This is a genomic window from Methanocorpusculum vombati (genome assembly GCF_026891935.1).
Taxonomy (GTDB): domain Archaea; phylum Halobacteriota; class Methanomicrobia; order Methanomicrobiales; family Methanocorpusculaceae; genus Methanocorpusculum; species Methanocorpusculum vombati.
This window is the reverse complement of sequence record NZ_JAPTGC010000009.1, coordinates 13,464-37,976: the sequence shown is the minus strand read 5'-3', so window position 1 is coordinate 37,976 and position 24,513 is coordinate 13,464. Positions and strand designations below refer to the sequence as shown.

The window sequence follows — 24,513 nt, the reverse complement described above, 5'->3', positions numbered from 1 at the left end:
CTATTTATGCAGAGGGGATTAACTTAGAATTGAGGTGTAAAGAACTTTGACTTATGGAATTGAGTTTGTTCCGGGAAACGTTAATGTTAAGCAGGTAGTTAACTACTGTAAGCTTGCAGAGAGCAAGGACATTGACTACGCATGGATCACCAACCACTACAACAACCGCCACTGCTATCCGGTTCTGACCGCAGTTGCCCAGGCAACTACGACCCTGAAGATGGGTCCGGGTATCATGAACTCCTTTACGGATACTCCGGCAGGTATGGCATCCTTTGCCTGCACGCTGAATGAGATCTCCGATGGTCGTGCAGTTCTTGGTATTGGCCCGGGCGATCTGTCCACCCTTCCGAAACTTGCAATTGACCCCGTAAAGCCGGTTGCAAGACTCGGTGAGGCAATTGATCAGATTCGTGCACTCTGCAGCGGTGCAGAAGTGAAGAAGTCCGGTCTGCAGTTCTTCGACTACGATGGTGCAAAACTGACGGGTGTTACTCTCCCAGGTAAGAAGGGTATTCCGGTCTATGTTGGTGCACAGGGTCCGAAAGTCCTTGAGCTTGCAGGTCTGAAGGGAGATGGAGCACTTATCAATGCATCCAACCCGAAGGACTTCGATGTTGCTATCCCAATTATTAAGGCGGCAACCGAGAAGGTTGGTAAGAAGAACTTTGATGTTGGTGCATACACTGCTCTGTCCATCGACAAGGACGAGAAGAAAGCAAAGAAAGCAGCAAAGATCGTTGCAGCATTCATTGCAGCAGGATCTCCGGAGGCACTGCTCCAGCGCCATGGTCTTGATCTTGCAAACGTTGCAAAGATTAAGGACGCACTTGCACGCTTCGACTTCGGTGCAGTCGGCGGCCTCGTTACGGACAAAGAAATTGAAGCATTTACCATCTGCGGTACTCCTGACATTATCCGCCAGAAGTGTGAAGACCTGACGAAAGCAGGTGTTACGCAGATCATCTTCGGTTCTCCGCTTGGACCGGACATGACGAATTCTATCCGCCTGCTCGGCAAGATTATGTAAATCGGCTCGTTCCGATTTTCCATATTTTTTTTGTTTTTTCTGTTGTGATTTTTTACGGATTTTTTAAAATCCTGTCGGGATGTTTTGTTGTGTTCTGTTGGTGCAGGTAATGATAGAAAAAAAGCGTGCGCGGTATGTGAAAGTTTGGGTTGTTCCGGGTTCATGTGATGGGCCGGGTTTTTGGTATTTCTGCTGAAGATGGAACGTAGGTAGGTCTGCTATTCTTTTTGGGATGATGAGGGGGGATTGGTCGGGATTTACGGTTGTGCCGGACAGATTTGTTGCGGACGTTCACGTGTTCGTTGGATTACGTGAGGGTGTGGTTGGAAAAGAGCTTTGAGATTTTTTCTGAAAAGAGAGAGTTATTGTGTCTCAGGATTTTTCCTGAGCTTCAGATCTCATCTCTTTTTGTTTCACGCTGCTTAGTTGCGGCGGAGTACGAGAAGTGCGACTGCACCAAGTCCTGCGAGTGCAATGAATGCGCCGAACATCAAAAAAGAAAAAAAATATTTTTCCTGAATATACTTACTCAGGCTTGCTGATAAGAGCGACCTTGGAGACGATCTCACCGGTCTTCTTGTGCGGCTTGCGGATGACAGAGTCGCCTGCCTTCTCAAGCTCACGTGCCTCATCGCAGAGCATTGCTGCAACACGCATCATTTCATGTGCAGATGCAACGATTGGGACATAGTCTGTCCACTCTTTGGTCATGAAACAGCCCTTCACATTGACGCCTGCAACAGCCTGTGCAACTTCGTATGCTGCCCGTGCCTTTGCAAGTGCATAGGGGTTGTTGAACTCACCCTTGGTGGAGTTGTCAGAGTTCAGGACAATCTTCGGGAGAACGATCTCGTCGCCCTTCTTTCCTGCCTTTACCTGGTCAATGACTTTGTCAAGCTCGGTCTGGAGCTTGCGGAATGCACCGGTAACTGCGAGAACTTTTACAAGGTTGCCGTTGTAGTCTGCCATCTCAATCGGGTCGAGGAACTCACGGCGTGCACCAATCATGGAATCTGCCTTCACAATGATGTATCCGAACTTGGACTCCTTCAGTGCTGCAAACTGCTCTTTCTTGGTGGTTACATCATCAGTAATGACGATTGTGGGGATACCTGCTGCTGCAAGGTCCTCACGTGCACCGGTCGGTCCCTCGAGAACTCCGTTCGGGGATACGACAATTGCGAAGTCCGGCTGCCATGCTTTCAGGTTGGTGACGACACGGTCAACATCTTCCTTCTGCAGTTTCGTTCCAGAGGTTGCCATGAAGGTCATCATGTCTTCACGGTCTGCACGCTCATCTAAAAGAAGCTCTGCCATAACACCGGATGCGATGTTACCGAGCTTTGCAACTCCTACCTTAACTACCATATTTATTACACCTCTCATTTTCAATGAGAACATCAGATTATCGACGAGAACCAATATAAGGTTTGTGAATTGATAGTACCGATCCCGAAAATACGGTGATATATTTGAGATTATAGGAAAACCTCCTCAAATCTGGATATATCAGAATGAATCCCAATCAGGAATATTCAGTTCACAGACTCATACGAGACACATTTCTTAGATTCTTTATTTGTCTTGCCAAAAAATCTAGCAAAATCTCTGCAGATTCATGCGCGTAAAGCGTGAGACAAATTTCCCGGACGTATTTGGTCGACTCATTTCTGTCCCGGAAAAGTACACTACTTTAACCAAATATGTTTATAGTTAACAGACTTATATTAATAACCATGAAAGATACTCTCCTTACCGATCGTCAGAAGGAAGTTATCAGATATCGCAAGCAAGGAATGACCCAGCAGCAGATCGCCGATCGTCTCGGGACATCAAAAGCAAACATCTGTACTATCGAAAAATCTGCCAACGAAAATATCCGGCGTGCCAAAGAAACCCTCGAATTTCTCTACACTCTCGATGCTGCAGACCTTTGTGTCCTTGCCGCAGGTACCGATCTCATGGAGGCTCCGCATCTCATCTATCAGGCAGCAGCCCCTCTGAACATAAAAATCCGGTATGACAGCATCTCCTTAATCAACCGCATCAGCTCCTACATGCCTGAAAAAATCAAAGGCCGGCATGTCAGAGAAGACATCCGGGTATATCTCAACACTGACGGCGATCTCTACTTTGGATAACCTCTCTTATTTTTTGTCGCTCATTCTCCCCATTACCTTTATTATCTCACTCCTCCAATAATATTGAAGCCTTTATAGGCTGATATCAGCATAGCTGCTGTGTATCGTGGATATCCAGTTGGTTTGAAAGCACGCAGATTCTGCCGTTGTTTTCATTATCGTGTAACCCTTTCGCGGGAATGATCCCGTAAAGGATTAAGACCTCAATAGGTCTGATGAAGCGCGCCGGGCGAACGTCAGCAGGACGAGCCCATTCTTTGTGAAAACCAAAGAGCGCGTGAACTGTCAGGTTCTCTTACGTGAGACTTGGAAGCCGCAACCGTGCGGCGCGCATACTACATGCGTCATTCGGGCATAAACCACAAGAACAGACAAGACGTTGTCGTTCATGCGGATATCCTAATGGATCAATTGCTACCCGTCTTTCCGTCTTCTAAGCATCTGTGCATCTGCACAGAAAGCTGAGACCGACACAAGAATGTACGTCCCATGGTCGAAGGCGATCTGTAACATCGCAGGCTAATGGTGAAAGAACGGTTGTTTATAATTGACAACCACAGCAGACGTCTTTCGTTCCCGCGGGAATGAAATGACTACAGTATTAAGGACTGATTAACACATGAGAACTGTGAGACCGCGTGCCGGTTCCCTCGCATACTATCCTCGCAAGAGGGCCAAGAGTATTGTACCAAAGTACCAATCCTGGCCGGAGTATAACGGGCAGCCCACGCTTCAGGGATTTGCAGGCTACAAGGCCGGCATGACCCACGTCATTATGATTGACGATCACAAAAAGAGCCCGACAGAAGGCAAGGAAATTATGGTCCCGGTGACCGTCATCGAGATCCCGGCAATGAAAGTTGCCGCAATCCGCGTCTATGTCAAAGACACCTACGGCAAACACCCGCTTACCGAAGTCTGGTCTGAGGATGTTGCCGCACTTTCCGGTAGAATCACCAAAGCAAAGGCACACAACGCCGCTGCAGCAACTGAAAAAATCAACGCTGCGATGGCCGATGTTGTCGAAGTTATGGTTCTGATGTACACCCAGCCGGATACTATCACCGGTGTCCCGAAAAAGGTTCCTGATTTAATGGAAATCCGTGTTGCCGGCGGCAGCGCACAGGAACGCTTTGACTATGCACTTTCTCTTCTTGGCACCAGCGTTGAGATGAACTCCATTCTCTCCGAGGGTCAGTTTGCTGACATTACCGGAATCACCAAAGGAAAGGGATTCCAGGGAGCTGTCAAAAGATTCGGTATCTGCCTCAGAAAGAGAAAACACGCAAGAACCAAGAAAGTACGGCACATTGGTACTCTTGGTCCGTGGACTCCGCACCACGTTCGCTGGCAGGTTCCGATGCCCGGTCAGATGGGATTCCAGCAGCGCACGGAGTTCAACAAGAGAATCATTAAACTCGGTGACAACCCTGACGACATCAACCCCGCAGGTGGATTCCTCCACTACGGTCTTGTCCGCGGAAACTACGTCCTGATTAAAGGTTCCATTCCGGGTCCGGCAAAACGCCTGATTCGTATTCGTCCCGCAACCCGCATGGGTGAACAGAAGACCATCCAGACTCCTGTTGTTGAGTTTGTGAGTCTCCAGAGCAAGCAGGGGTGACCTGACCGATGAAAGCAAATGTAAAAGCAATTAACGGTTTAGTTCTCCACGAGATCGAGCTTCCGGCAGTCTTCAACGAAGAGTTCCGTCCGGACCTCATCAAGAGAGCTGTCCTCGCATTCCAGAGCGAGCAGTACCAGCCGTACGGTGCAAACCCGTATGCAGGTATGAGGACCTCTGCAGAGGGCTGGGGTTCCAAGCGCGGCGAATCAAAGATTCCGCGTATCAAGAACGGATCCCGCGGTGCAAAAGTTCCGCAGACCAAAGGCGGTCACCCGGCACACGCACCCAAAGTCGAAAAGATCCTTGTTGAGAAGATCAACAAGAAAGAGAAGGCAAAGGCAATCCGCTCTGCAATTGCAGCAACCGTCAACACCGAACTCGTTACCGCCCGCGGTCACAAATTCGAAGGCGACGCAGCAATTGTTGTTGAGGATGCATTTGAAGCACTCGCAAAGACCGCAGAAGTCAAGAAGGCATTAATCGCCCTCGGACTTGGTGCAGACCTTGAGCGTGCAAAGAACTCCCGTGCAATCCGTGCAGGCCGCGGAAAGACACGCGGACGCAAGTACAAGCAGGCAAAGTCCGTCTTAATCGTCACCGCAGTTCCCGGTTTTACCGCCGGTGCAAACCTTGCAGGTGTCGATGTCATGCCGGTCACTTCTCTGAACGCAAATGTTCTGGCACCCGGAACTCACGCAGGCAGACTTACTGTCTGGACTGAGGCCGCTGTCAAGAAGCTCGGGGAGGCATAAACGATGGCACTCGCACACCCGCTTGTTACAGAAAAGGCAATGGTTCTCCTGGAAAATGCCAATCAGCTTTCCTTCATCGTAAGAAAGGACGCAACCAAGGCATCCGTCAAGGCCGCCATGGAGAAGAACTTCGGTAAGAAGGTCGCATCCATCAGCACCATGATGACCACCAAGGGAGCCAAGAAGGCAATCATTACCTTCGAAGAGAAGAACGCTGCTGAAGAGATTCTCTCTCAGCTGGGAATTGTGTAAGGTGAGTCAACATGGGACACAGAATCAGTACACAGGCACGTGGAAAGGGAGGTTCAACCTACCGCGCCCCGTCGCACCAGTATAAGGCAGAGCTGAAACACTTCGGTTCTTTTACCGAAACTGTCACCGCAACCGTTGTTGACATTGAACACGACCCAGCACGCCACACTCCGATTGCAGTGGTAAAGATCAACGGCAAAAAGGAGTACGTACTCATCACCGAGGGCGTCGGTGTTGGCCATGAAATTGCATGGGGACCTGAGGCAAAGATCGAGAACGGTAACACCCTTCCGCTTGCAGCAATCCCGACCGGTATGGCCGTCTGCAATATTGAGGCCCGCCCGGGAGACGGCGGCAAGTTCGTCCGTGCAAGCGGCGTTCAGGCTATTGTCATCGGTAAATCCGAGGGTAAAGTCGGCGTCCGCATGCCGTCCGGTAAACCGAAGTGGTTCCACGAGCACTGTCTTGCAACCATCGGCCTCGTAGCCGGTGGAGGACGCGGAGACAAACCGGTCCTGAAAGCAGGTAAACAGTATCACAAGATGAAGACCTCGGCAACCCGCTGGCCGCGTGTTCGCGGTGTCGCTATGAACGTTATCGACCACCCGTTCGGTGGTGGAGGACACCAGCACCCAGGTAAGCCAAAGACCGTTGCACGCGGAACCCCGGCCGGTAAGAAAGTCGGACATGTCGCAGCACGGAGAACCGGATGCCGGAGGTGAACGTAAATGGCAAAGAAAACTACTAAGAGAATGCCAAAGCGGCGAGAGGAGTATACCTACCACGGCTACAACATCGAGCAGCTCAAAGCCATGTCCATGGAAGAGCTTCTTCCGATTATGCCGTCAGCAGCACGCCGTAAGGTTCTTCGCGGATTTACCCGCGATGAAGAGGATGTTCGCGCGAAGATCGCAGCCGGTGACGGTGTGAGAACCCATATCCGCTCAATGATCATCCTTCCGGAAATGGTTGGCAAGAATGTTGCCATCTACTCCGGAAAAGAGTTCGTGAACGTTGAAATCCCGGTTGAGGGCGTGTTCCACTACTTTGGTGAGTTCGCTCTTACCCGCAAGAAGGTCAGCCACGGTAGCGCCGGTATTGGTGCAACTAGGTCGAGTAAGTATGTCCCGTTGAAGTGATTGTCATGGCAAGAACAGAATACAGTAACAAACTTACCGGCGACAACATCGCCCGTGCAAAGGCTAACGAGCTTGGATGCTCTCCGAAGCACGCAGTGGAGATTGCCCACCTCGTCCGTAACATGATGGCAGACGACGCAGTTGCATACCTTGAACAGGTTATTGATCTGAAGAGAGCAGTTCCGTTCCACCGCTATGCAAGAAACGTTGGTCACCAGAAGAGCTTAAACGGCAAGACCTTCGGCACTGCAGCCGGAAGATATCCGGTCAAGGCAGCCGCAGAGTATATCCGGTTAATCCGTTCCGCACAGAAGAATGCCGAGTACGCAGGTCTTGCTCCGGAAAAGATGGTTATCGTCCACGCCGCAGCAAACAAAGGCCGGTGCATGAAGGCAATCTTCCCCCGTGCAATGGGCAGAGCAACCCCCAAGCACAGAGATACCGTGAACATTGAGTTAATCCTCCGTGAGGTGCAGTAAGTATGACTATCGAGAAGAAGTTCGTTGCCGACGGTGTCCGCAAGGTCCGTGTCGAGCAGTACCTTAACAAGGAACTCAAGCGTGCCGGATACGGCGGTATGGACATTGTCCGCACCCCGGTCGGTACGCAGGTTACGATCTTTGCAGAGAAGCCCGGTATTGTCATCGGTAAGGGCGGCAGACTGGTTCGCCAGATCACGTCCGACCTGACTTCGATCTATGGTATCGACTCTCCGCAGGTTGAGGTTCAGCAGGTTGGAAATCCAAACCTGAACGCCCAGATCATGGCAGAGCGCCTTGCAAATGCACTGGAACGCGGATGGTACTTCCGGAAGGCAGGTTCCTCCGTTATCCGCCGTGTTATGGACTCCGGCGCACTTGGCTGTGAAGTTATCATCGCAGGTAAGCTGACCGGTGCCCGTGCACGTGTGCAGAAGTTCGTTGAAGGCTACATCAAACACTCCGGTGAACCGGCCGAGTCCATCGTTGAGAGCGGTTATGCAACCGCTGTCAAGAAGCTCGGTATCATTGGTGTCCAGGTAAAAATCGTTCCTCCTGGAGCAGTTCTTCCGGATCACTTTGAGATCCGTCCCGATGCAAATCCGGCTCCGGCACAGGTTGTTGAGGCTGATGTGTTTGAAGAGTTCGATGCAGAACTTGCAAGCGAGCCGGAACTTGAACCTGAGTTCCACGAGGAGGCCTGAACATCATGGCAATCTTCAGAGCAAAGGAAGTCGCCCAGTTTTCCGATGCTGAGCTTGTAGAAAACGAGCAGAAACTCAGGAATGAGTTAATTCAGCAGTACGGAAAAGTCAGCGCCGGTGGTGCACCGGAAAACCCCGGAAAGATCCGGGAAGTTCGCAGAACTATCGCACGCATTAAGACTGAACAGACCAAGCGTCAGGCATAAGTTGTCTTATGATCACACCACAATCGATCCTGCAGCATGAGCTGATTGGATTATATGCGGTTGTGGTGCGGTCACGCAACAAAACACAGGAGGGAATGTGTGGTTTCATCGTCGATGAAACCAAAAACACTCTTTCCCTCCGGTCAGGGAATGGGATTAAGTGCTTGGAGAAACAATATATGTTACTCCGGGTAACCCTCCCGGATAGTGTTGAAGTTGTAATAGACTGCTCAGGCTTGTCTGTTTCTCCAGCGCGACGTGTTAAAGCGAGGGCGTAAGCCCAGAGCAGCGAGACCGTTATGTCCCGTTTACCGGGTGCGTGACGTGCGAGCTATGCGCGTAAGATGAGGGTTAAATATGGCAAAAAATATCGGCTTAAATGTTGCAGTCCCAGAGAAGGACTGTGACGATGTAAACTGCCCATTCCACGGCAGCTTACCGGTACGCGGCCAGGTGATTACCGGTAAGGTCGTGAGTGAGCGCATGCAGGGGACCGTTGTCGTCGAGCGGAACTACCTTCACTTCGTCAAGAAATATGACAGATATGAGAAGCGCAGTTCCAAGATCCACGCACACATGGCCCCGTGCCTCGACGCCAGAATCGGCGACGAGGTCAAGATTGCAGAGTGCAGACCATTGAACAAGACAACCTCCTATGTTGTTGTTGAGGTGACCCGGGCATGAGAGGCTTAACGTCCAAGATCCCGCGCGCACTTCAGACCGGCTCCAAGATGGTTTGTGCAGACAACACGGGCGCCCGTGTTGTTCAGATTGTTTCCGTTTTCGGATACCACGGTGTGAAGAACCGGCAGCCGAAGATGGGTATCGGAGACCTTGCCACAGTATCTGTGAAGAAGGGAACTCCTGATATGAAGAGAAAGCTTGTAAAAGCAGTTGTTGTCCGTCAGAAGAAGGAGTTCCGCCGCCCGAACGGCCTGCGTGTTTCCTTTGAAGAGAACGCAATGATCCTCTTAAATGATAATGGTGACCCGCGTGGTACCGATATCAAGGGACCGGTTGCACGTGAAGTTGCAGAGCGGTTCCCGAAGGTCGGATCGATGGCAACGATCATTATCTAAGGTGAAAAACATGGCACGTATTGCAAGCATTCAGCCGAGAAAACAGAGAAAGTTCCGGTATAACGCACCTATCCACGTTCGTGGAGCGTTCTTACACGCAACTCTCGCTGATGATCTCCGTAAGAAATATGGCAAGCGCAGTTTCCGTGTTGTCACCGGTGACACCGTAAAAGTGCTCCGCGGCGAGTTCGCAGGCACCGAAGCTGTTGTTGACAAGGTCGATGTGAAAAACACTAAGGTTCTTGTTCACGGTGTTGCAGTGAAGAAGGCAAACGGCGAGGATGTTCCAAGACCGATTGATCCTTCCAAAGTGATGATCACCAAACTGAATCTGAAGGACGCAAAGCGCGTTGCACGTCTTGAGGTGAAGGCATAATGACTCGTACAAAACGTATGACAGCACCGGACGCATGGCAGATCGCCCGCAAGGAAAGCAAGTACGTCGTGAGCCCGGCACACGGTCCGCACGATGCATCCGCTCTTCCGATCGGCATCTGGATTCGCGACCACATGCACCTCGCCCAGAACACGAAAGAGGTCAAGAAGATCCTTCACGATCGCAGTGTTGTTCTGAACGGCAACGTGGTGACCGATGAGCACATCGGTATTGATGTCTTTGACATCATCAGCTTCCCGAAGATCGATAAGCATTACATGATTCTTGTCGATGCAAAGGGACGCCACACTGAGTATGAGATCTCCTCCGATGCAGCAAAGATCCAGCTGGTCAAAGTCGCAAACAAGACAACTCTTGTCGGCGGCAAGACGCAGATCAATCTGACCAGTGGAGCAAACTTCATTGGTGACAACACCTACAAAGGCAAGGACTCCCTTGTTATCGGTCTTGCTGGCGATGACAGATTTGTTGTGCAGCAGCACTTCCCGTTCGCAGTCGGTAACATGGCCGTCATCATTGGCGGTCAGCACACGATGAAGACCGGAAAGATCGTTGAGATTCAGATTCAGCAGTCATCTCTTTCGAACCGTGTCATCCTTGAGGATGCAAACGGTGAGAAGTTCGAGACCATTGAAGACTATGTCTATATGATCGGAACCACCGAGTCTTTCCTTTCCACCTGGGGTGTTGACGCATGAGCGACATGCAGAAACCGTTTGTGGCAAAGGTTGTTGTGCACATGGGTGTCGGCGAGGCAGGCGAGCGGCTTGTCAACGCGGAAAACATCATGGCAGACCTTACCCAGGGTTCCAAGCCGATTCGTTCTTATGCAAAGAATACGCTTCCGGCTTTCGGTGTTCGCCGTGGTCAGCCGATCGGCTGCAAGGTTACCCTTCGCGGCGAAAAGGCTACGACGTTCCTTGCAACGGCATTAAAGACGTATGCGGTGGAGAATGTTCTTCACGCACGCCAGTTTGATGCTACCGGTAACTTCGGTTTCGGTATTGAGGAACACACGGACTTTCCGGGTCAGGCATATGACCCGAAGATCGGTATCTACGGTATGGATATTATCGCAGTTATCGAGAAGAAAGGTACGAGAACGGCACGCAGAAAGATCCAGCAGAAGAAGCTCAACACCAAACTGCACGTGACCCGTGAGGAGTCCATGGCATTTGTGACCGAGACCTTCGGCATTGAGGTGGAGTAATATGGCAGCAAAAGACAACGGCAAAGTCCAGCAGAAAAAGTATGGTCGTGGTGCAAACCAGTGCCAGCTTTGCGGACGCAAGCAGGGACTTGTGCGCAGATACAACATTTACTTCTGCCGTCAGTGCTTCCGTGAGTGGGCACCCACGATGGGCTTTAAGAAGATGAACTAAAGAGGTGACGGAGAATGACAAAACAGAATCCGATTGCAGACGCAATGAGCGCTATCAAGAATGCCGGCGACACCGGTAAACTTGCAGTGACCGTTGAGCCGGCCAGCCGCCTCTTTGGTGACATGCTTACCGTCATGCAGGAATACGGATATATCAGCGGTTTCGAGAAGGTTGACGACGGCAGAGGAGGTCAGTACACGATTTCTCTTACCGGCGGCATCAACAAGTGCGGTGTTATCACCCCCCGTTTCTCGGTAAAGGTTGCAGACCTTGAGTCTTGGGAAACCAGATACCTGCCGGGAAAGGGTTTCGGAATTATTATTCTGACCACTTCCCAAGGTGTTATGTCCCACGAACAGGCACGTAAGCTCGGTATTGGTGGCGAGCTGTTAGGATACGTCTTCTAAGGAGAGGAACATTATGCATGAAATGATTTTCCACATCCCGGAAGGTGTAACCATTACCAAAGAGGGAGACCTCCTGACGGTGAAAGGTTCCAAAGGTTCTCTTTCCCGTATTATGCACCACCCGTCAATTGAGATTGTTGTGGAAGAGGGTGCAGTGAAGATCTCTACCGAGTCCACCAGACGCCGTGTCTATGCTCTGGTCGGTACCTACAATGCCCTTCTCCATGTGATGGCAAAAGGCGTTGTCGAGGGGTACGAGTACCACATGAAGGTTGTCTACAACCACTTCCCGATTCAGGTGAAGGTTGCAGGTGACCGCGTTGAGATCGCCAACTTCCTTGGCGAGAAACAGGCACGCTACGCAAAGATTGTTGAGGGCGTGAAGGTAAAAGTCCAGGGCGATGAACTGGTCTTAAACGGCATTGACCGTGAAAAGATCGGAAACACCGCTGCAAATGTTGAGCAGGCATGCCGGGTCCGCAACAGGGATCCCCGTGTGTTCCAGGATGGTATCTACATTACCAGCAGAGGTAACTAATATGGCGAGTGAAATTAAGAAACTGATTCGTGCACGTGCTGCAAAGAAGGCCAGATTCTCCCGCCAGTGCCTCTGTGCAAAGGTAAAGCTGGCTGACACCTGGCGCAGACCGCGCGGTCTGCACAGCAAACAGCGCAAGGATTTCCGTGCAAAGGGTGCACACCCCGAAGCAGGATTCGGAGCTCCGGCAGCAATCCGCGGATTCCACCCGAGCGGCTACCGTGAGGTCCTTGTGTTCAGACCGGCTGATCTTGAAGAGATTGATGCCGCAGCAACTGCTGTCCGTATCGGTGCATCCGTTGGCGGACAGAAGCGTGCAGCTATCCAGACAAAGGCAGCAGCCCTTGGCATTAAGGTTTTGAACCCGAAAGAGACAAAGGCAGTTGTTGCAGCACCAGTGACCGAGGAGGCGAAGTCCAATGAGTGATCTTGCTTCCCAGCGCCGCCTTGCGGCAGCTGTTCTCGGTTGCGGTGAAAACCGTGTCTGGATCAATCCGGAGAAACTTTCCGATGTTCAGAATGCAATGTCCCGGGAGGATATCCGCAATCTGATTGAGGAGGGTGCCATCTCTTCCCACCAGAAGAAAGGTATCTCCCGCGGACGTGCACGGGCACGTATCGCAAAGCGCGCATACGGACACTGTAAAGGTCCGGGACGCCGCAGCGGTGCAAAGGGTGCACGCACTCCGTCCAAGACCCAGTGGATCAAGAAGATCCGGGCACAGCGTAAGGAGCTTCGTGCCCAGCGTGAGGCAGGTTCCATTACGAGAACCGAATACCGCAGACTCTACCGCCGTGCAGCCGGTGGTCAGTTCCGTAACGTTGCTCACCTGAAAACGCAGATTGAGATCGTTACTTCCCGGAGGGACTAAGCAATGGCTACGAATGGAAGATACTTTGTTCAGTTCCGCAGACGCCGTGAAGGAAAGACTGATTACTACCAGCGCCAGCGGCTGATTGTTTCCGGCAGAAACCGTATGGTTGTCCGGAAGACGAACCGTCACATCATCATCCAGCTCATTGCTGCACAGATGGACGGCGATTATACGCTTGTTCATGTGAACAGCAGAGAACTGGTGAACTACGGGTACAAGGGTTACCTTGGAAACACCCCTGCGGCATATCTGACCGGTATGCTGTTCGCGGTCCGTGCCCAGAAGGCAGGATACGAGGGTGCAATTGCAGATATCGGTCTGCAGGTTGCATCTACGGGTGCCCGTGTGTTCGCCGCAGTGAAAGGAGCAGTCGATGCAGGTTTCGATGTTCCGGTCGGTGAGGAGATCCTCCCGGACGAGGATCGCTGCAACGGTGCCCACATTGCAGAATATGATGACCGCTATGCAGATCTCGTCTCTTGTGTCGAGGCTGCAAAGGATGCAATCATGAAGGAGCTGGAATAATATGGCGTACGAACAGGAAGAGTGGGTCCCTATCACCGGTCTTGGCAAGAAGGTCATGGCCGGGGACTTTGCAAGCTTCGATGAGATTCTTGCAAGCGGATTCCCTATTAAGGAAGCAGGCATTGTTGATGCAATGCTTCCCGACCTTGTTGACGAAGTCCTCTGCATTGATATGATGCAGCGTATGACTGACTCTGGTCGCCGTATTAAGTTCAGAGCGGTCGTTGTTGTCGGCAACAAGGATGGTTACATCGGTTTTGGCCAGGGCAGAGATGTTCAGGTGGGAACTGCGATCAAGAAGGCAATCGTAAATGCGAAGCTGAACATTGTGAAGGTTCGCCGTGGATGCGGTTCCTGGGAATGCGGCTGCGGTCAGAAGCACTCTGTGCCGATGGAAGTTACCGGTAAGGCAGGTTCTGTTACCGTTACTCTCAAGCCCGCCCCGAAGGGAATCGGTCTGGTGACCGGTGATGTCGGTAAGAAAGTACTGGCACTTGCCGGTATCCGCGATGTGTGGGTCAACACGAGTGGTAACACGAGAACGACCCTTAACTTCGCAAAGGCTACCTACAATGCACTTCGCGAAACGAATCTGATTCGTATCGGAGGTCGGAAGTAATGTATGCAGTTGTGCAGGTTCGCGGAGTGGTAAATACCCGCCGCGACATTAAGGAGACCTTAAAGATGCTGCGTCTTCATCACATCAACCACTGTGTCCTTGTGCCGGAGACTCCGGAGTACCTCGGTATGATCCGGAAGGCAAAGGACTTCATTGCGTTTGGTGAAGTTGATGCAGCCACGCTTGAGACGATTCTTACCACCCGTGGAAGACTTACCGGTAACAAGCCGCTGACGGAGGAGTACGTGAAGGAGGCAACTTCCTTTGGAAGTATTGCCGAACTTGCGGCTGCTCTTGCAGCAGGTCAGATCCGGATGAAGGATGTCCCCGAGCTCAAGCCGGTGCTGCGTATGCACCCGCCGAGAAAGGGATACAAGACCACGAAGCGTACGTTCAATCAGGGCGGTGCCCTGGGATACTACGGGAAGGAAATTAATGACCTTCTGATCAAGATGAGGTAAAAAGTATGCCAGTCAACAAGCGTTCAAAGTTCCGGGGAACCCGCACCTGTGGTGGGGGAACCCACAAAAACCGCCGTGGTGCAGGTAATCGCGGAGGTCGTGGACAGGCAGGATGGCGTGACCACAATTTCACCCGGTTCTATCTGCTCGGAAAGACTGAGGGTAAACATGGATTTGTCTGCAAGACCTCCGTTACCTATGAAGTCCTCGATATCGGTGATATCGATCAGATGATTCCGGATCTTGTTGCCCGCGGTATTGCCACACAAAACGGAGATGTTATTATTCTTGACGCCGCACAGATTGGTGTTGAGAAGGTTCTCGGCGGTGGTCGCGTTACCCACAAGCTTGAGATTACTGCAGAGAGCTTCTCCGAGCGTGCTGTCGCGAAAGTTCAGGAACAGGGCGGTCAGGTGCTGACCCCCTAAATTTAAATTTTTGGTGTATCACTCATGGGAGAACTGCTGGATCGAATGGAACCACTGCTGGCAAAAATGCCGGCCGTTCGGCCACCGGAGGGTCACGTTCACTTCAAAAACAAGCTGATGTGGACCGCCGCGGTGCTGCTGTTGTATTTTATACTGACGAACATTCCGGTTTTTGGTCTGAGTGAAACTTCTCTGGATGTTTTCCAATATTACCGTGCGTTGCTCGCCGGTGCATCCGGAACGATTCTTCACCTTGGTATCGGACCGATTGTGACCGCATCTATCGTACTGCAGCTGCTTCGTGGTGCTGACCTGATTAAGATCAATACTTCCGATGAGCGCGGTCAGGTTATTTACATGGGTCTGCAGAAACTGCTGATCTTTGTGATGATCATTCTGGAAGCCCTGCCAAACGTGCTGGGCGGATGGATGAGCCCTGACATGACGGTTGCTGCAATGTTTGGCGGCAATACGACGGCTGTGATGGTCCTGATCTTCCTGCAGATCTGTTTAGGCGGTCTGCTGGTTGTGTTCATGGATGAGGTCGTGTCGAAGTGGGGTATTGGTTCTGGTGTCGGTCTCTTCATCGTTGCAGGAGTTGCCCAGGGTCTCGTAAACGGTTTCTTCAACTGGGAATCTACGACGGATCAGTTTGCGGTGGGTTTCTTCCCCCGGCTGTTTGAGGTTATAGGTTCCGGTGCGAACTTTATCGAGTACTTTGGTCTTGAGCTGCTCGCACTGTTTACGACAATAGGGTTGTTCTTCCTTATTGTGTATGTTGAGGCGACCCGTGTGGAGATTCCGCTTGCCCACGCGAATGTGCGCGGTGCCCGTGCGCGGTTCCCGGTGAAACTTGTGTATGCAAGTGTTCTTCCGATGATTCTGGTGCGTGTGCTGCAGGCAAACGTTCAGATGATTGGTATGTTCCTTTCCAGTGTTGGTATCAACATCTTTGGAGAGTTCAACGGTTCTACGCCGATCAATGGTCTGATGTGGTATCTTGCACCGATTAACCAGCCGCAGGACTGGATGTGGTGGCTCCCGCAGTTTACGGGTGCCGGCCATGCAGCATGGGAGGTTGCGCTCCGTGTGGGTATTGATGCAATCGTGATGATTGTTGGAGGTGCTCTGTTCGCAATCTTCTGGGTGAAGACAGCAGGTCTTGACTCGAAACATGTTGCCCGCCAGATTCAGAATTCAGGTATGCAGATTCCGGGTTATCGCCGCAGCCCTGCGGTGCTGGAGCGGTATCTGGACAGATACATTCCGCGTGTCACGGTGATTGGTGGCGTGTTTATCGGAGTACTTAGTATTCTTGCAAACATGCTGGGTATCATCGGGTTTGTGGGAGGTACCGGTCTTCTGCTTACGGTCTCGATCGTTTACCGTCTGTATGAACAGATTGCAAACGAGCAGATCATGGAGATGTACCCGTTTATGCGGGGCTTCTTCGGCGGCAAAGAATAATCCCCATTTTTTCTTTTTCTGATTTTTATTGTCCCATTCAAAGGGTTTATGCGTTTTTCCCGCCAACATACTGAGTGATTTTCATTACGTGTGTGGTGTGTAAGTACTATGCGAAAAAAATGGTGTTGTGTATTCTTTATGCTGTGCGCGGTTTTGTGTACAGTGTGTCTGATGCTTGGCTGCGCCGGATGTGTTCAGCCATCGGTGACTCCGGAAAATTATACTCTGGAAGCTCCGGAGGATATGGTTCTGGTTCTGGATCGGTATGCGGATGTTGTTGTCTCGGGCTTTACGGAACTTGAGGTCGACTCCCGGGTCCTTGCTGATGATATCGGCAGGGTTTCCGGAAATGATTCGGAAATTGTCGATCTTCTTCTGAAGTATTACGCAGAAAAACCATGGATGGCACTCCTGGCCTATTATCCGGAGAACAGTACTGAGGGAATGTTTGTACCAGCGGCGTTCTCGCATCTGAGAGCGGCAATTACGCATCATCACAATGAGTCGGATTTTACGGGTTCACATACGTTGTGGACCAGACCGTTCTATATTTCCGAGTACGGATATGTGGCGGAAGTGAGTCTGCCGGTTTACTCTCCGGATGGAACGTACCGTGGTTACGTCAGTTTCTTCTTTGATTCGGGCATGCTGTTTCATACCTTTGCTGAAGGTGTTCCGGAACTGTCGGAGTATGCGATATCTGTTGTCCTGCCGGATGGATGGGTTCTCTACTGTACGGCCACGGAGTACATCGGGTGGGATATCAGCGGAGGGTCACTGGATTTCGTGATCGATCATGAGGTGGATTATAATACGCTGGTGGTACTACCGGAAGGTGTAATCAAGTACCCTGCATATACACCGCTGTATCTGGGAAAATATGAGAAGATCAATGTCTGGAAAACGGTGACGGTGAACCTTTTTGGAACGGATGTCCGTCTGATGGTTAATCGTCCGGTTTCCCCGTGGTCGGTTCCCGCCGATGTACAGTTTACCCCGGATGCCGGCGAAATGACGAAAGAAACGCTGGAAGCTTTCCAGTATGCCAGATCCCATTCCAAGGAAAAGACCCTGGAATATATTAGAAACAAGGTGTCGACATATCCTCTGGTTGCCTATGATATGGAAGGAAATGTTCTTGCAATGTCCAGCGGGACCCAGCGTTCCAGTATAACCAGCTGGATCAATTTGCATGATGCCTATGATGTTTCGACAGTCCGGCATATGATCTATCTTGCCCAGCAGGGCGGCGGATATCTGCAGAAGTATGAATCCGCATCGGTTGGTGAGATTCCTACTGACGCACTGCTGCTTCTGATTTATGTGATGCCCGTTGATGATTCCTGGTTTATCACGATTCGGATGCCGGCGGAGTCCGAAGTATCACCGATGATCCCGCATGCTGTCAGTACCGTTACTACTCTTGTCCGGAATACAACTCTGTATGCATGGGAATATGGAAAAGAAGCGATACTTGCTGATATTAACAGTGGCTCCTCAAAGCTTCTTGCCGCGGCGTCCGGGAACATTACCGATTTTGCTGCAATCGATATGCAGGGAATTGTTTTGGCCAATGCTTTTGTTCCCGGGGATGTCGGAAAGAATATTTTCTCGTTTACCGACGCAAATGGTGCATCATTTGGCCGGCAGTACGTGTTGTCTGTTATGGACGGCGGTGGTCTGACATATAATGTGCTGCCCATCCCAAATGATCCGACACAGCAAAGCGTCCGGCTGATATACTTGGAAGCGGTGGATGACAAGTGGTTTGTTCTTGCCGGTACGGAACTGGATATCACGTCGCGTGCTGATCCGCAGGAGTTGATGCCGTGAAGGATACAGCAGATGCCGGTCATGGTTCTCCAGGCTCCATTGCTATCGTGGTTGTTCTGGTGATTGCGGTTGTCTGCATGCTGGTGTTTATCGGCAGTTTCATGGTGGAAAACCTGGTGGAAACGGAGTTTTCTGTGAATGGAGTGGATCTGATGGTGCGGATTTCGGGTGACGATGTGGTTGCCGTGGTTGTGGGCGGTGATCAGGCTGCATCACTTTCTTCAGTGGATGTGTACTTCTACGGTCGTGAGGATCTACGGTACTCCTTTACACCGGTAAAGATTATGGAGCCAATGCGGTGTACAGGGATGGCCAAAGAACTCATGGGCTGGCAGACGGTTATTACGGAAGGATTATTTATGGACGGGAAACGGGAAGTTCTTGGGTACACCAGATTAAGATTTGCATAAATCTTCGGGTATGTTCATAAGGTCCTGTTTCCCGTAAAAATACTGGACGTACGGCCTTCGGCCTGCGCTCAGTGTTTTCCCGGGTACGGGATCAATCCCTGAGAATTGTGATTTGTGGTACTCAAAAATGTTTATGGATAACGCCGCCGGTCATCTCAAAATTATTCAAAAAACGTAGGGAGATTATGCCAGCGTCTCGCTCATATGATATTTTTCCAGAAGTTCGGCACGTTTGCCTGAGGCGCGGAAGTTTTCAAGGCCTTTGTTGAGTATGCTGATCAGTTTGGTATTTCCTTTTTTGACGGCGATACCATATTCTTCACCGGTGGGAATCGTGTCCAGAATGGTGAGGTTTTTCCAGTCTGGCAGATAGCCCTCCAGCGTTATTTTATTGTAAATGATGGCATCGATTTCTCCGGTATCGAGATATTTGAGTGACTCGCCAAATCCTGCAGTCCCCGCAGAGAACAGTACAATCTTTCCTTCGGAGACCATCTCATCATACCGTTCAATGCCGAAGATCTCTTTGAGTTTGTCAACCGAGGTGATCCCCTGCTGGGAACCTATGCGTATCTCGCCATTGTCAAACATCTCCCTGGTTACGCCGCTGTCCTTTCGGACGGCAATGGCGATATCGGTTTTATAATAGGGCTGAGAGAAGTCCAGCCGCTCCGCACGTTCCGGAGTTATACTGTACCCTGAGTAGAACATATCGATATCTCCTCTCTCAATGAGTTCGGGAATGATCGACCAGGGAACCTCTTTGAATGTAATTGCGAAATGTTCTTTTTCTGCAATCCACTGGATTGTCTCGACATCAAAACCGATTGGGATACGTTCGCGGTCCTCGATGATGATAGCAGTACTAGGAAGATGGTCCCCGTCAATACCGACGATGTAGGTTGTTTGTCCTTCACCGCCGGTAAAGAGGAGAACACAGGCAACAAGCACACAACAGACAACTACCACTCCGATAAGTACAGGGAGGAGGGTGTTTTTTTGCATTGTTCAAACACTGTGTCTAATAGGTATATATGTGTTTGCACTCATAGTGATGCCCTTAGGAACAGACAATGTTCTTCATTGATCGTGTCTCGTTCTTTTTGGCATACTGAAGAAAAAGATCCCTGGGTGGGGATAGTTACCGGCAGGATTTTTCCAACTGACAGTGCGTCTCTTTCGATCCTGTTCTCCTTCCTAAAAATACATTTATTATCCTGTCCCTCCAAACTTTAAATGATTCTCACATAGGGAAATAGTGATCCAATATGGCAGGAAAAAAGGTCATCATCACCGGTGTGCCCGGTGTCGGCAAAACGACGGTAATTAACACCGCAATGGAAAAAATCGCTGCGGAAGGAACTCCGTATCAGAACATCAACTTTGGCAGTTTCATGTTTGAAGTTGCCGCTGCGGAAGGTCTTGTACAGGACCGCGATCAGATGAGAAAACTGGATCGTACTGTCCAGAAACGCCTGCAGAAACTTGCTGCAGAAAAGATCGCCGCAATTGACGGCAATGTCATCATCGATACTCACGCCTCTGTCAAGACACCGAACGGGTATCTTGCAGGTCTTCCCGAGTGGGTTATCACTGCAATCATGCCGGACGTTCTTGTTCTTGTCGAGACGGACAATGACCAGATTCTTGTCCGCAGACTTTCTGACGAGAGCCGTGTCCGTGATATGGAAGGTGCAAAATCCATTGCGGAACACCAGGAAATGAACCGTGCCTTTGCCGCATCCTATGCAATGCTTACCGGATGCACCGTCAAAATCATCGTCAACGCTGACTTCCTCCTTGACAAAGCCGTCGAGGAACTTACCGCAACCCTGAGGTAATCTCAATGGAAATCGGCAAAAAGTACGGAATGTACATCGCGCTCGCCGTAGTCTTTGGCATGATGCTTCTCTACGGCTGGCCTGAAGCCCGTGCCGTTATCTCAGGTGTGGTCGATATTATTGTCGGTCCCTTCGCTGCACTTGGTCTTCCGTTCTTTGCACTTGTACTGATTCTTGCAACCTGTACCGGTCTGTACTCCTCCCTTATTCAGAAGTACACCATCGACTACGACAAGATGCGGGAAAATCAGGAAAAGTTCAAGGAGTTTAACGTCCTGTTCCGCGAGGCACAGCGTTCCGGCGATGAGAAAGCCATCAAGAAGATGCAGGCACGCCAGCAGGCAATGATGGCGGAACAGATGGAAATGAGTCAGCAGCAGTTTAAGCCCATGGCTTATATCCTTGTTCTGACGGTGCCGATCTTTTTCTGGCTGATTGAACACATTCCGCAGACCACTGATCTGACCATGGCACACGCTGACCTCAGCAATGCTATCATTCTCCCGTTTGCAGGACTGTCCAGTTACTTTGATGTCTATCTCGGGTTCTTCCCGCTGTGGATTCTCTGGTATATGCTCTGTTCTCTGGTGATCACTCAGGTGATCAGAAAAGCCCTCAATATCGGAGGCATGTAACCAATGCGGATTACGATCAGCGGATCACCCGGTTCGGGGACCACCTCTCTTGGCAAGGCGCTTGCCGAGAGACATGGTCTCCGGTATCTTTCCGCCGGTGAGGTGTTTCGCAGCCTTGCCAAGGAGCATGGTATGGACCTTGCCGCTTTTGGAAAACTTGCGGAGGAAAATCCTGAGATCGATCTCAAAATCGATGCCCGGCAAAAAGAGATTGGCGAGGCAAGCGATAACATCATTCTGGAAGGGCGTCTTGCCGGATGGATGGTGGAGAACGCTGATCTGAAAATTCTGCTCTATGCATCCCCCGACTGTCGTGCAGAACGCATTGCCGAGCGGGAAAATCTTACCTCTGAAGAGGCCTGCGCCGCCACCGTTGATCGGGAAGCCTGCGAGGCCGCACGTTATATGGAGTACTATGAGATTGATATCGCGGATCCTTCGCCGTACGATATCGTTATCAACTCCGAGACATTCAATCAGGAAGAGGTTATCGCCATTGCGGAATCTGTTATGGCAATGGTTTCAAAGAAGAACTAACCCGTTCTGATGAACCGTCCTGCCGGAAATTTTTTTATTTTTGTTGCGTGAATGCTGCCGCAGGAATATTTTCCGATGATCTTTTTTGTACACAAAAAATACGTTCAGTCTATGGGTTCACAGGCACTGGGTTCCTGCCTCATAGAGAGCATAGAGTTCGTTTCCCGCCTCCGGCCCCACGCGGCGAAGTGCCTGTTCGATCAAGACTTCTGCACACTCCTCCGGTATGCAGCTGATGCCCTCTTTTCCTTCCCGGATCATATCTACGAGGGTTACCAACTCCTCGTCGGTCAGACGGTTCAGCCGCACTGCAAAATCGTCTGCATCCTTTGCATAATGATTTGCCACCGGCGGAAGAATAGATCGGTATGTATTCTCTGATCCCTTACAGATCAGGGTGTCACACTCCGGTGCCAGTTTTAGCAGCAGTGCAATGTCATGCTCGGAAAGTGTTCTGGCCATATCCTATTTTTATTACCATACTCGCGTAATTACTTGTCGGATTCGGCACAAGGGTACAAAAAAGAAATGGTCAGAAATTTTTCAATGAACCGGGTACGACTTCAAAGCCCGCATCCAGAACACATTCGGTAATATCTTCAAATGTTGTCTGATCGTAGTCAACCGAAAGCGAAGCTGTCCCGGCAACGTGATCAACCTTCACCTCTGCAACACCCGGAAGTTCCGCAAGCATCGTTGTCAGGTGACCGGAACATCCTCCGCAGTGCATACCGGAAACGCCAAATTCAATCTTCTGCGTTGTCATACCAACACAATGGTGTTCCTGATGTCTTATCTCTTCTGTTCGGGTTACCGTCATCTCCCATGCAGCAGAGATCCCGCGAGATGCGCAGGACGTATAATGTCTCGCCGTCTTCCATTTGTTCCGAATCTGCAATGATGCTAATCATCCCGTACTGTTTACCCAGTGCGAGCAGTTCCGGAAGTCCCGTTGCTGAGGAAACCAGCAGAAGAATCCGTCCAAACTTCGCAAGACGATCTGCTGCCGCAGGCAGGAACCGTTCAATCACCTCGCGTCCGGTCTCTCCTCCGTCCAGCGCAAACTCAAGCCAGTCATTGATACGTTCTTCGGGTCTCGTCGGCAGATAGGGTGCATTGAACAAAATCAGATCAAACTCCCCTTTCAGAGGATCCAGCAGATTTCCCCGGACAACCGCTACCCCCTCCGCCGTCGCATACGCTGCTGCATGCGGATTGATCTCCGTTGCCATTGTCTGCGGCGCAACTGTCATTACTGCTTTGGCAACAGCTCCAGATCCGGTCCCGACTTCCAGTACACGATCGGAGGTCTTCACTTCGGCAAGAGCCGCACGGATCAGCAGATGTGTGTCCTCTGCGGGAAAATAGATTTGTGTGGTATCCGGTTTCATACTCTCAGAACAGATAACCGGTTGGAAAGATCAATAAAATCTGTTACCGACAACATCTCCGGTCGTTTGTCCAGCAGCTCTGCGGGCAGTGCCTCGGTGAGATTTGTCATCACGGCAGTTCCGTAGATGCTCTGCATACCGCGAAGGCCGTTCCGGATTGTTTTTCTCCGGTGGGAGAAGAGTTCTCTGACGAGTACGGCATGCACACTGCGATCTCTGATTGGTACCGGCGGTTCATGAGGGGTAATCTTTACCACAATTGACCACACCTCCGGCGGCGGTGAGAATGCTTCGGGCGGAAGTTCCAGAATCATTTCCACATCCGCATACGTCTGCGCCATCACCGAGAGTCTTCCATACTCACCGTTTCCCGGCGGTGCAATCATCCGCTTTCCGAACTCCAGCTGGTACATCAGTACTGCTGATTCAAAACCGGTTTCCAGCAGCCGGAACGTAATCTTCGAAGAGATGGAGTACGGCAGGTTTGCTACCACCAGCTCAAACTCCGGCAGGGGTACCTTTGATGCATCACCGCGGATTATCTGCAGCTGGCCGGATGCGAGCTGTCCGGCAAACCGCTGCTCAAGATTCGGCAAAAGCGATCCGTCCAGTTCCACTGCACGAACCGTTGCTCCGCGTGCCAGCAGTGCAGCGGTTAAGACTCCGCCGCCGGGGCCGATCTCAAGGACCTTTCTGCCGGCTACCGGAATGGTATCTGCAATCAGCGCAACGGCGTCTGCATCTACTAAAAAATGTTGATCTTTGGGAGCCTTCATTTTGACGTGAAGAGGTGATACTTCTCGTCCGGGTTTTCCAGCTCCAGCATAATCCGTTCAAGAATAAACTTCTCCGGTTTTGCAAGTGTCTTCACCCGGGAACGGATATCTTCAAAGCTTTCGAACGGTTTCTTCTGCCGCTCGGTCAGTGTATCGGTCAGTGTCTTCTTTCCAAAACCCGGAAGAAGGTTCAGCATGTGCAGTTTCAGACTGATCGGTACTGCTTCGTTATAGAACTTCACGAACCGCGGTTCACTTTCTGCAATGATCATGGAGATCACCGGTTCAAGTTCGCCTTTTGCGGTATTGGTCAGTTCATCATAGGAGATCCGGCGCTTCACCCGCTCGACAATCTTCCGCTCGCCGTCACCGATGTACACCTTGTCATGCAGATTGATGGCAAAGTTGCGTTTGGGAATCAGCTCCAGCAGTTTAAACTGGTCGGTGCCGACCGCGAGGATAATCGGCTCCCGCTGGTTTAAGGGGCGTTTGTCATCCGCATATCCCCACTGAAGAAAATCCAGTACAACAGCTTCGACTTCCTTTTTGTCGGCTCTCTCGGTTTTTGGAGGCATAACTTGC

Annotated in this window: 38 protein-coding genes; 31 read left to right on the top strand and 7 right to left on the bottom strand. The window is 50.9% G+C overall.

The window, feature by feature from the left end; translation table 11 throughout:
- The first annotated feature begins 46 nt into the window (after positions 1-46).
- Positions 47-1,030, top strand: a complete 984-nt coding sequence (locus tag O0S09_RS07530) for a 5,10-methylenetetrahydromethanopterin reductase (RefSeq protein ID WP_268923356.1) — start codon at positions 47-49, stop codon at positions 1,028-1,030.
- 525 nt (positions 1,031-1,555) lie between these two features.
- On the opposite strand, the gene O0S09_RS07525 is transcribed toward O0S09_RS07530, so the two are convergent.
- Positions 1,556-2,398: a F420-dependent methylenetetrahydromethanopterin dehydrogenase gene (locus O0S09_RS07525; protein ID WP_268923355.1), complete on the bottom strand. Its 843-nt coding sequence runs from the start codon at positions 2,396-2,398 to the stop codon at positions 1,556-1,558.
- Between the two features lie 368 nt (positions 2,399-2,766).
- Here O0S09_RS07525 and O0S09_RS07520 point away from each other — a divergent pair, with 368 nt between their 5' ends.
- The 27 genes from O0S09_RS07520 to O0S09_RS07395 all read left to right on the top strand — a co-directional run bounded on the left by O0S09_RS07520 (position 2,767) and on the right by O0S09_RS07395 (position 18,751).
- Positions 2,767-3,171 (top strand): Tfx family DNA-binding protein, encoded by a 405-nt coding sequence (locus O0S09_RS07520; RefSeq protein ID WP_268923354.1) that lies wholly within the window; start codon positions 2,767-2,769, stop codon positions 3,169-3,171.
- Between the two features lie 619 nt (positions 3,172-3,790).
- A complete protein-coding gene (locus O0S09_RS07515) occupies positions 3,791-4,795 on the top strand; it encodes a 50S ribosomal protein L3 (RefSeq protein WP_268923353.1) in 1,005 nt (334 codons plus the stop codon).
- An 8-nt stretch (positions 4,796-4,803) separates the two neighbouring features.
- Positions 4,804-5,550, top strand: a complete 747-nt coding sequence (rpl4p, locus tag O0S09_RS07510) for a 50S ribosomal protein L4 (RefSeq protein ID WP_268923352.1) — start codon at positions 4,804-4,806, stop codon at positions 5,548-5,550.
- Positions 5,551-5,553: 3 nt separating this feature from the next.
- Positions 5,554-5,802 carry a 50S ribosomal protein L23 gene (locus tag O0S09_RS07505; protein WP_268923351.1) on the top strand — a complete coding sequence of 83 codons (249 nt, stop codon included), beginning with the start codon at positions 5,554-5,556 and terminating at the stop codon, positions 5,800-5,802.
- Between the two features lie 11 nt (positions 5,803-5,813).
- Entirely contained in the window at positions 5,814-6,524 is a 711-nt protein-coding gene (locus O0S09_RS07500; protein ID WP_268923350.1) for a 50S ribosomal protein L2, read from the top strand.
- A gap of 6 nt (positions 6,525-6,530) precedes the next feature.
- Positions 6,531-6,941: a 30S ribosomal protein S19 gene (locus O0S09_RS07495; RefSeq protein WP_268923349.1), complete on the top strand. Its 411-nt coding sequence runs from the start codon at positions 6,531-6,533 to the stop codon at positions 6,939-6,941.
- A 5-nt stretch (positions 6,942-6,946) separates the two neighbouring features.
- A complete protein-coding gene (locus O0S09_RS07490) occupies positions 6,947-7,420 on the top strand; it encodes a 50S ribosomal protein L22 (protein ID WP_268923348.1) in 474 nt (157 codons plus the stop codon).
- A gap of 2 nt (positions 7,421-7,422) precedes the next feature.
- Positions 7,423-8,124: a 30S ribosomal protein S3 gene (locus O0S09_RS07485; protein WP_268923347.1), complete on the top strand. Its 702-nt coding sequence runs from the start codon at positions 7,423-7,425 to the stop codon at positions 8,122-8,124.
- Between the two features lie 5 nt (positions 8,125-8,129).
- Positions 8,130-8,330, top strand: coding sequence for a 50S ribosomal protein L29 (gene rpmC / locus O0S09_RS07480; protein WP_268923346.1), 201 nt, complete (start codon positions 8,130-8,132; stop codon positions 8,328-8,330).
- Positions 8,331-8,338: 8 nt separating this feature from the next.
- A complete protein-coding gene (locus O0S09_RS10050; protein ID WP_425438241.1) occupies positions 8,339-8,608 on the top strand; it encodes a ribonuclease P protein component 1 in 270 nt (89 codons plus the stop codon).
- A 79-nt stretch (positions 8,609-8,687) separates the two neighbouring features.
- Positions 8,688-9,014 carry a 30S ribosomal protein S17 gene (locus O0S09_RS07475; RefSeq protein ID WP_268923345.1) on the top strand — a complete coding sequence of 109 codons (327 nt, stop codon included), beginning with the start codon at positions 8,688-8,690 and terminating at the stop codon, positions 9,012-9,014.
- Positions 9,011-9,409, top strand: coding sequence for a 50S ribosomal protein L14 (locus O0S09_RS07470; RefSeq protein ID WP_268923344.1), 399 nt, complete (start codon positions 9,011-9,013; stop codon positions 9,407-9,409). Before O0S09_RS07475 ends, O0S09_RS07470 begins: the two co-directional genes overlap by 4 nt.
- A gap of 10 nt (positions 9,410-9,419) precedes the next feature.
- Positions 9,420-9,785, top strand: coding sequence for a 50S ribosomal protein L24 (gene rplX, locus O0S09_RS07465; protein WP_268923343.1), 366 nt, complete (start codon positions 9,420-9,422; stop codon positions 9,783-9,785).
- Positions 9,785-10,504, top strand: coding sequence for a 30S ribosomal protein S4e (locus O0S09_RS07460; protein ID WP_268923342.1), 720 nt, complete (start codon positions 9,785-9,787; stop codon positions 10,502-10,504). The genes rplX and O0S09_RS07460 overlap by 1 nt, the downstream gene beginning before the upstream one ends.
- On the top strand, positions 10,501-11,016 hold the full coding sequence (locus O0S09_RS07455; protein ID WP_268923341.1) for a 50S ribosomal protein L5: 516 nt from the start codon (positions 10,501-10,503) through the stop codon (positions 11,014-11,016). The genes O0S09_RS07460 and O0S09_RS07455 overlap by 4 nt, the downstream gene beginning before the upstream one ends.
- 1 nt (position 11,017) lies before the next feature.
- Positions 11,018-11,188, top strand: a complete 171-nt coding sequence (locus tag O0S09_RS07450) for a 30S ribosomal protein S14 (protein WP_011832473.1) — start codon at positions 11,018-11,020, stop codon at positions 11,186-11,188.
- 14 nt (positions 11,189-11,202) lie between these two features.
- A complete protein-coding gene (locus tag O0S09_RS07445; RefSeq protein ID WP_268923340.1) occupies positions 11,203-11,595 on the top strand; it encodes a 30S ribosomal protein S8 in 393 nt (130 codons plus the stop codon).
- A 13-nt stretch (positions 11,596-11,608) separates the two neighbouring features.
- The gene (gene rpl6p / locus O0S09_RS07440; protein WP_268923339.1) at positions 11,609-12,133 is read left to right on the top strand and encodes a 50S ribosomal protein L6; all 525 of its coding nucleotides are present in this window, start codon (positions 11,609-11,611) and stop codon (positions 12,131-12,133) included.
- Between the two features lies 1 nt (position 12,134).
- Entirely contained in the window at positions 12,135-12,560 is a 426-nt protein-coding gene (locus O0S09_RS07435) for a 50S ribosomal protein L32e (RefSeq protein ID WP_268923338.1), read from the top strand.
- Positions 12,553-13,005, top strand: a complete 453-nt coding sequence (locus O0S09_RS07430) for a 50S ribosomal protein L19e (RefSeq protein WP_268923337.1) — start codon at positions 12,553-12,555, stop codon at positions 13,003-13,005. Before O0S09_RS07435 ends, O0S09_RS07430 begins: the two co-directional genes overlap by 8 nt.
- Before the next feature lie 3 nt (positions 13,006-13,008).
- Positions 13,009-13,533 (top strand): 50S ribosomal protein L18, encoded by a 525-nt coding sequence (locus O0S09_RS07425; RefSeq protein ID WP_268923336.1) that lies wholly within the window; start codon positions 13,009-13,011, stop codon positions 13,531-13,533.
- A 1-nt stretch (position 13,534) separates the two neighbouring features.
- The gene (locus O0S09_RS07420; protein WP_268923335.1) at positions 13,535-14,152 is read left to right on the top strand and encodes a 30S ribosomal protein S5; all 618 of its coding nucleotides are present in this window, start codon (positions 13,535-13,537) and stop codon (positions 14,150-14,152) included.
- Positions 14,152-14,613, top strand: coding sequence for a 50S ribosomal protein L30 (locus O0S09_RS07415; protein ID WP_268923334.1), 462 nt, complete (start codon positions 14,152-14,154; stop codon positions 14,611-14,613). The genes O0S09_RS07420 and O0S09_RS07415 overlap by 1 nt, the downstream gene beginning before the upstream one ends.
- A 5-nt stretch (positions 14,614-14,618) precedes the next feature.
- The gene (locus O0S09_RS07410; RefSeq protein ID WP_268923333.1) at positions 14,619-15,041 is read left to right on the top strand and encodes an uL15m family ribosomal protein; all 423 of its coding nucleotides are present in this window, start codon (positions 14,619-14,621) and stop codon (positions 15,039-15,041) included.
- A 24-nt stretch (positions 15,042-15,065) separates the two neighbouring features.
- Complete coding sequence (secY, locus tag O0S09_RS07405; protein ID WP_268923332.1) at positions 15,066-16,508, top strand: preprotein translocase subunit SecY; 1,443 nt, start codon at positions 15,066-15,068, stop codon at positions 16,506-16,508.
- Positions 16,509-16,679: 171 nt separating this feature from the next.
- Positions 16,680-18,341: a hypothetical protein gene (locus O0S09_RS07400; protein WP_268923331.1), complete on the top strand. Its 1,662-nt coding sequence runs from the start codon at positions 16,680-16,682 to the stop codon at positions 18,339-18,341.
- Entirely contained in the window at positions 18,338-18,751 is a 414-nt protein-coding gene (locus O0S09_RS07395; RefSeq protein ID WP_268923330.1) for a hypothetical protein, read from the top strand. The genes O0S09_RS07400 and O0S09_RS07395 overlap by 4 nt, the downstream gene beginning before the upstream one ends.
- A gap of 183 nt (positions 18,752-18,934) precedes the next feature.
- Here the strand turns inward: O0S09_RS07395 and O0S09_RS07390 are convergent, their stop codons facing one another.
- Positions 18,935-19,756, bottom strand: a complete 822-nt coding sequence (locus O0S09_RS07390; RefSeq protein WP_268923329.1) for an ABC transporter substrate-binding protein — start codon at positions 19,754-19,756, stop codon at positions 18,935-18,937.
- Between the two features lie 263 nt (positions 19,757-20,019).
- On the opposite strand from O0S09_RS07390, the gene O0S09_RS07385 reads away from it, so the two are divergent.
- The 3 genes from O0S09_RS07385 to cmk are packed head-to-tail and all read left to right on the top strand — an operon-like array spanning position 20,020 to position 21,764.
- Positions 20,020-20,592, top strand: a complete 573-nt coding sequence (locus tag O0S09_RS07385) for an adenylate kinase (protein ID WP_268923328.1) — start codon at positions 20,020-20,022, stop codon at positions 20,590-20,592.
- A 5-nt stretch (positions 20,593-20,597) separates the two neighbouring features.
- On the top strand, positions 20,598-21,227 hold the full coding sequence (locus O0S09_RS07380; RefSeq protein WP_268923327.1) for a DUF106 domain-containing protein: 630 nt from the start codon (positions 20,598-20,600) through the stop codon (positions 21,225-21,227).
- A gap of 3 nt (positions 21,228-21,230) precedes the next feature.
- Positions 21,231-21,764, top strand: coding sequence for a (d)CMP kinase (cmk, locus tag O0S09_RS07375; RefSeq protein WP_268923326.1), 534 nt, complete (start codon positions 21,231-21,233; stop codon positions 21,762-21,764).
- A 117-nt stretch (positions 21,765-21,881) separates the two neighbouring features.
- Here the strand turns inward: cmk and O0S09_RS07370 are convergent, their stop codons facing one another.
- The 5 genes from O0S09_RS07370 to O0S09_RS07350 form a co-directional block, all read right to left on the bottom strand.
- Complete coding sequence (locus O0S09_RS07370; RefSeq protein ID WP_268923325.1) at positions 21,882-22,226, bottom strand: hypothetical protein; 345 nt, start codon at positions 22,224-22,226, stop codon at positions 21,882-21,884.
- A gap of 70 nt (positions 22,227-22,296) precedes the next feature.
- Positions 22,297-22,530: a heavy-metal-associated domain-containing protein gene (locus O0S09_RS07365; protein ID WP_268923324.1), complete on the bottom strand. Its 234-nt coding sequence runs from the start codon at positions 22,528-22,530 to the stop codon at positions 22,297-22,299.
- Positions 22,511-23,155 carry a HemK2/MTQ2 family protein methyltransferase gene (locus O0S09_RS07360; RefSeq protein WP_268923323.1) on the bottom strand — a complete coding sequence of 215 codons (645 nt, stop codon included), beginning with the start codon at positions 23,153-23,155 and terminating at the stop codon, positions 22,511-22,513. Before O0S09_RS07360 ends, O0S09_RS07365 begins: the two co-directional genes overlap by 20 nt.
- Positions 23,152-23,931 carry a 16S rRNA (adenine(1518)-N(6)/adenine(1519)-N(6))-dimethyltransferase RsmA gene (gene rsmA, locus O0S09_RS07355; RefSeq protein ID WP_268923322.1) on the bottom strand — a complete coding sequence of 260 codons (780 nt, stop codon included), beginning with the start codon at positions 23,929-23,931 and terminating at the stop codon, positions 23,152-23,154. Before rsmA ends, O0S09_RS07360 begins: the two co-directional genes overlap by 4 nt.
- A complete protein-coding gene (locus tag O0S09_RS07350; protein ID WP_268923321.1) occupies positions 23,928-24,506 on the bottom strand; it encodes a DUF655 domain-containing protein in 579 nt (192 codons plus the stop codon). Before O0S09_RS07350 ends, rsmA begins: the two co-directional genes overlap by 4 nt.
- Positions 24,507-24,513 lie beyond the last annotated feature (7 nt).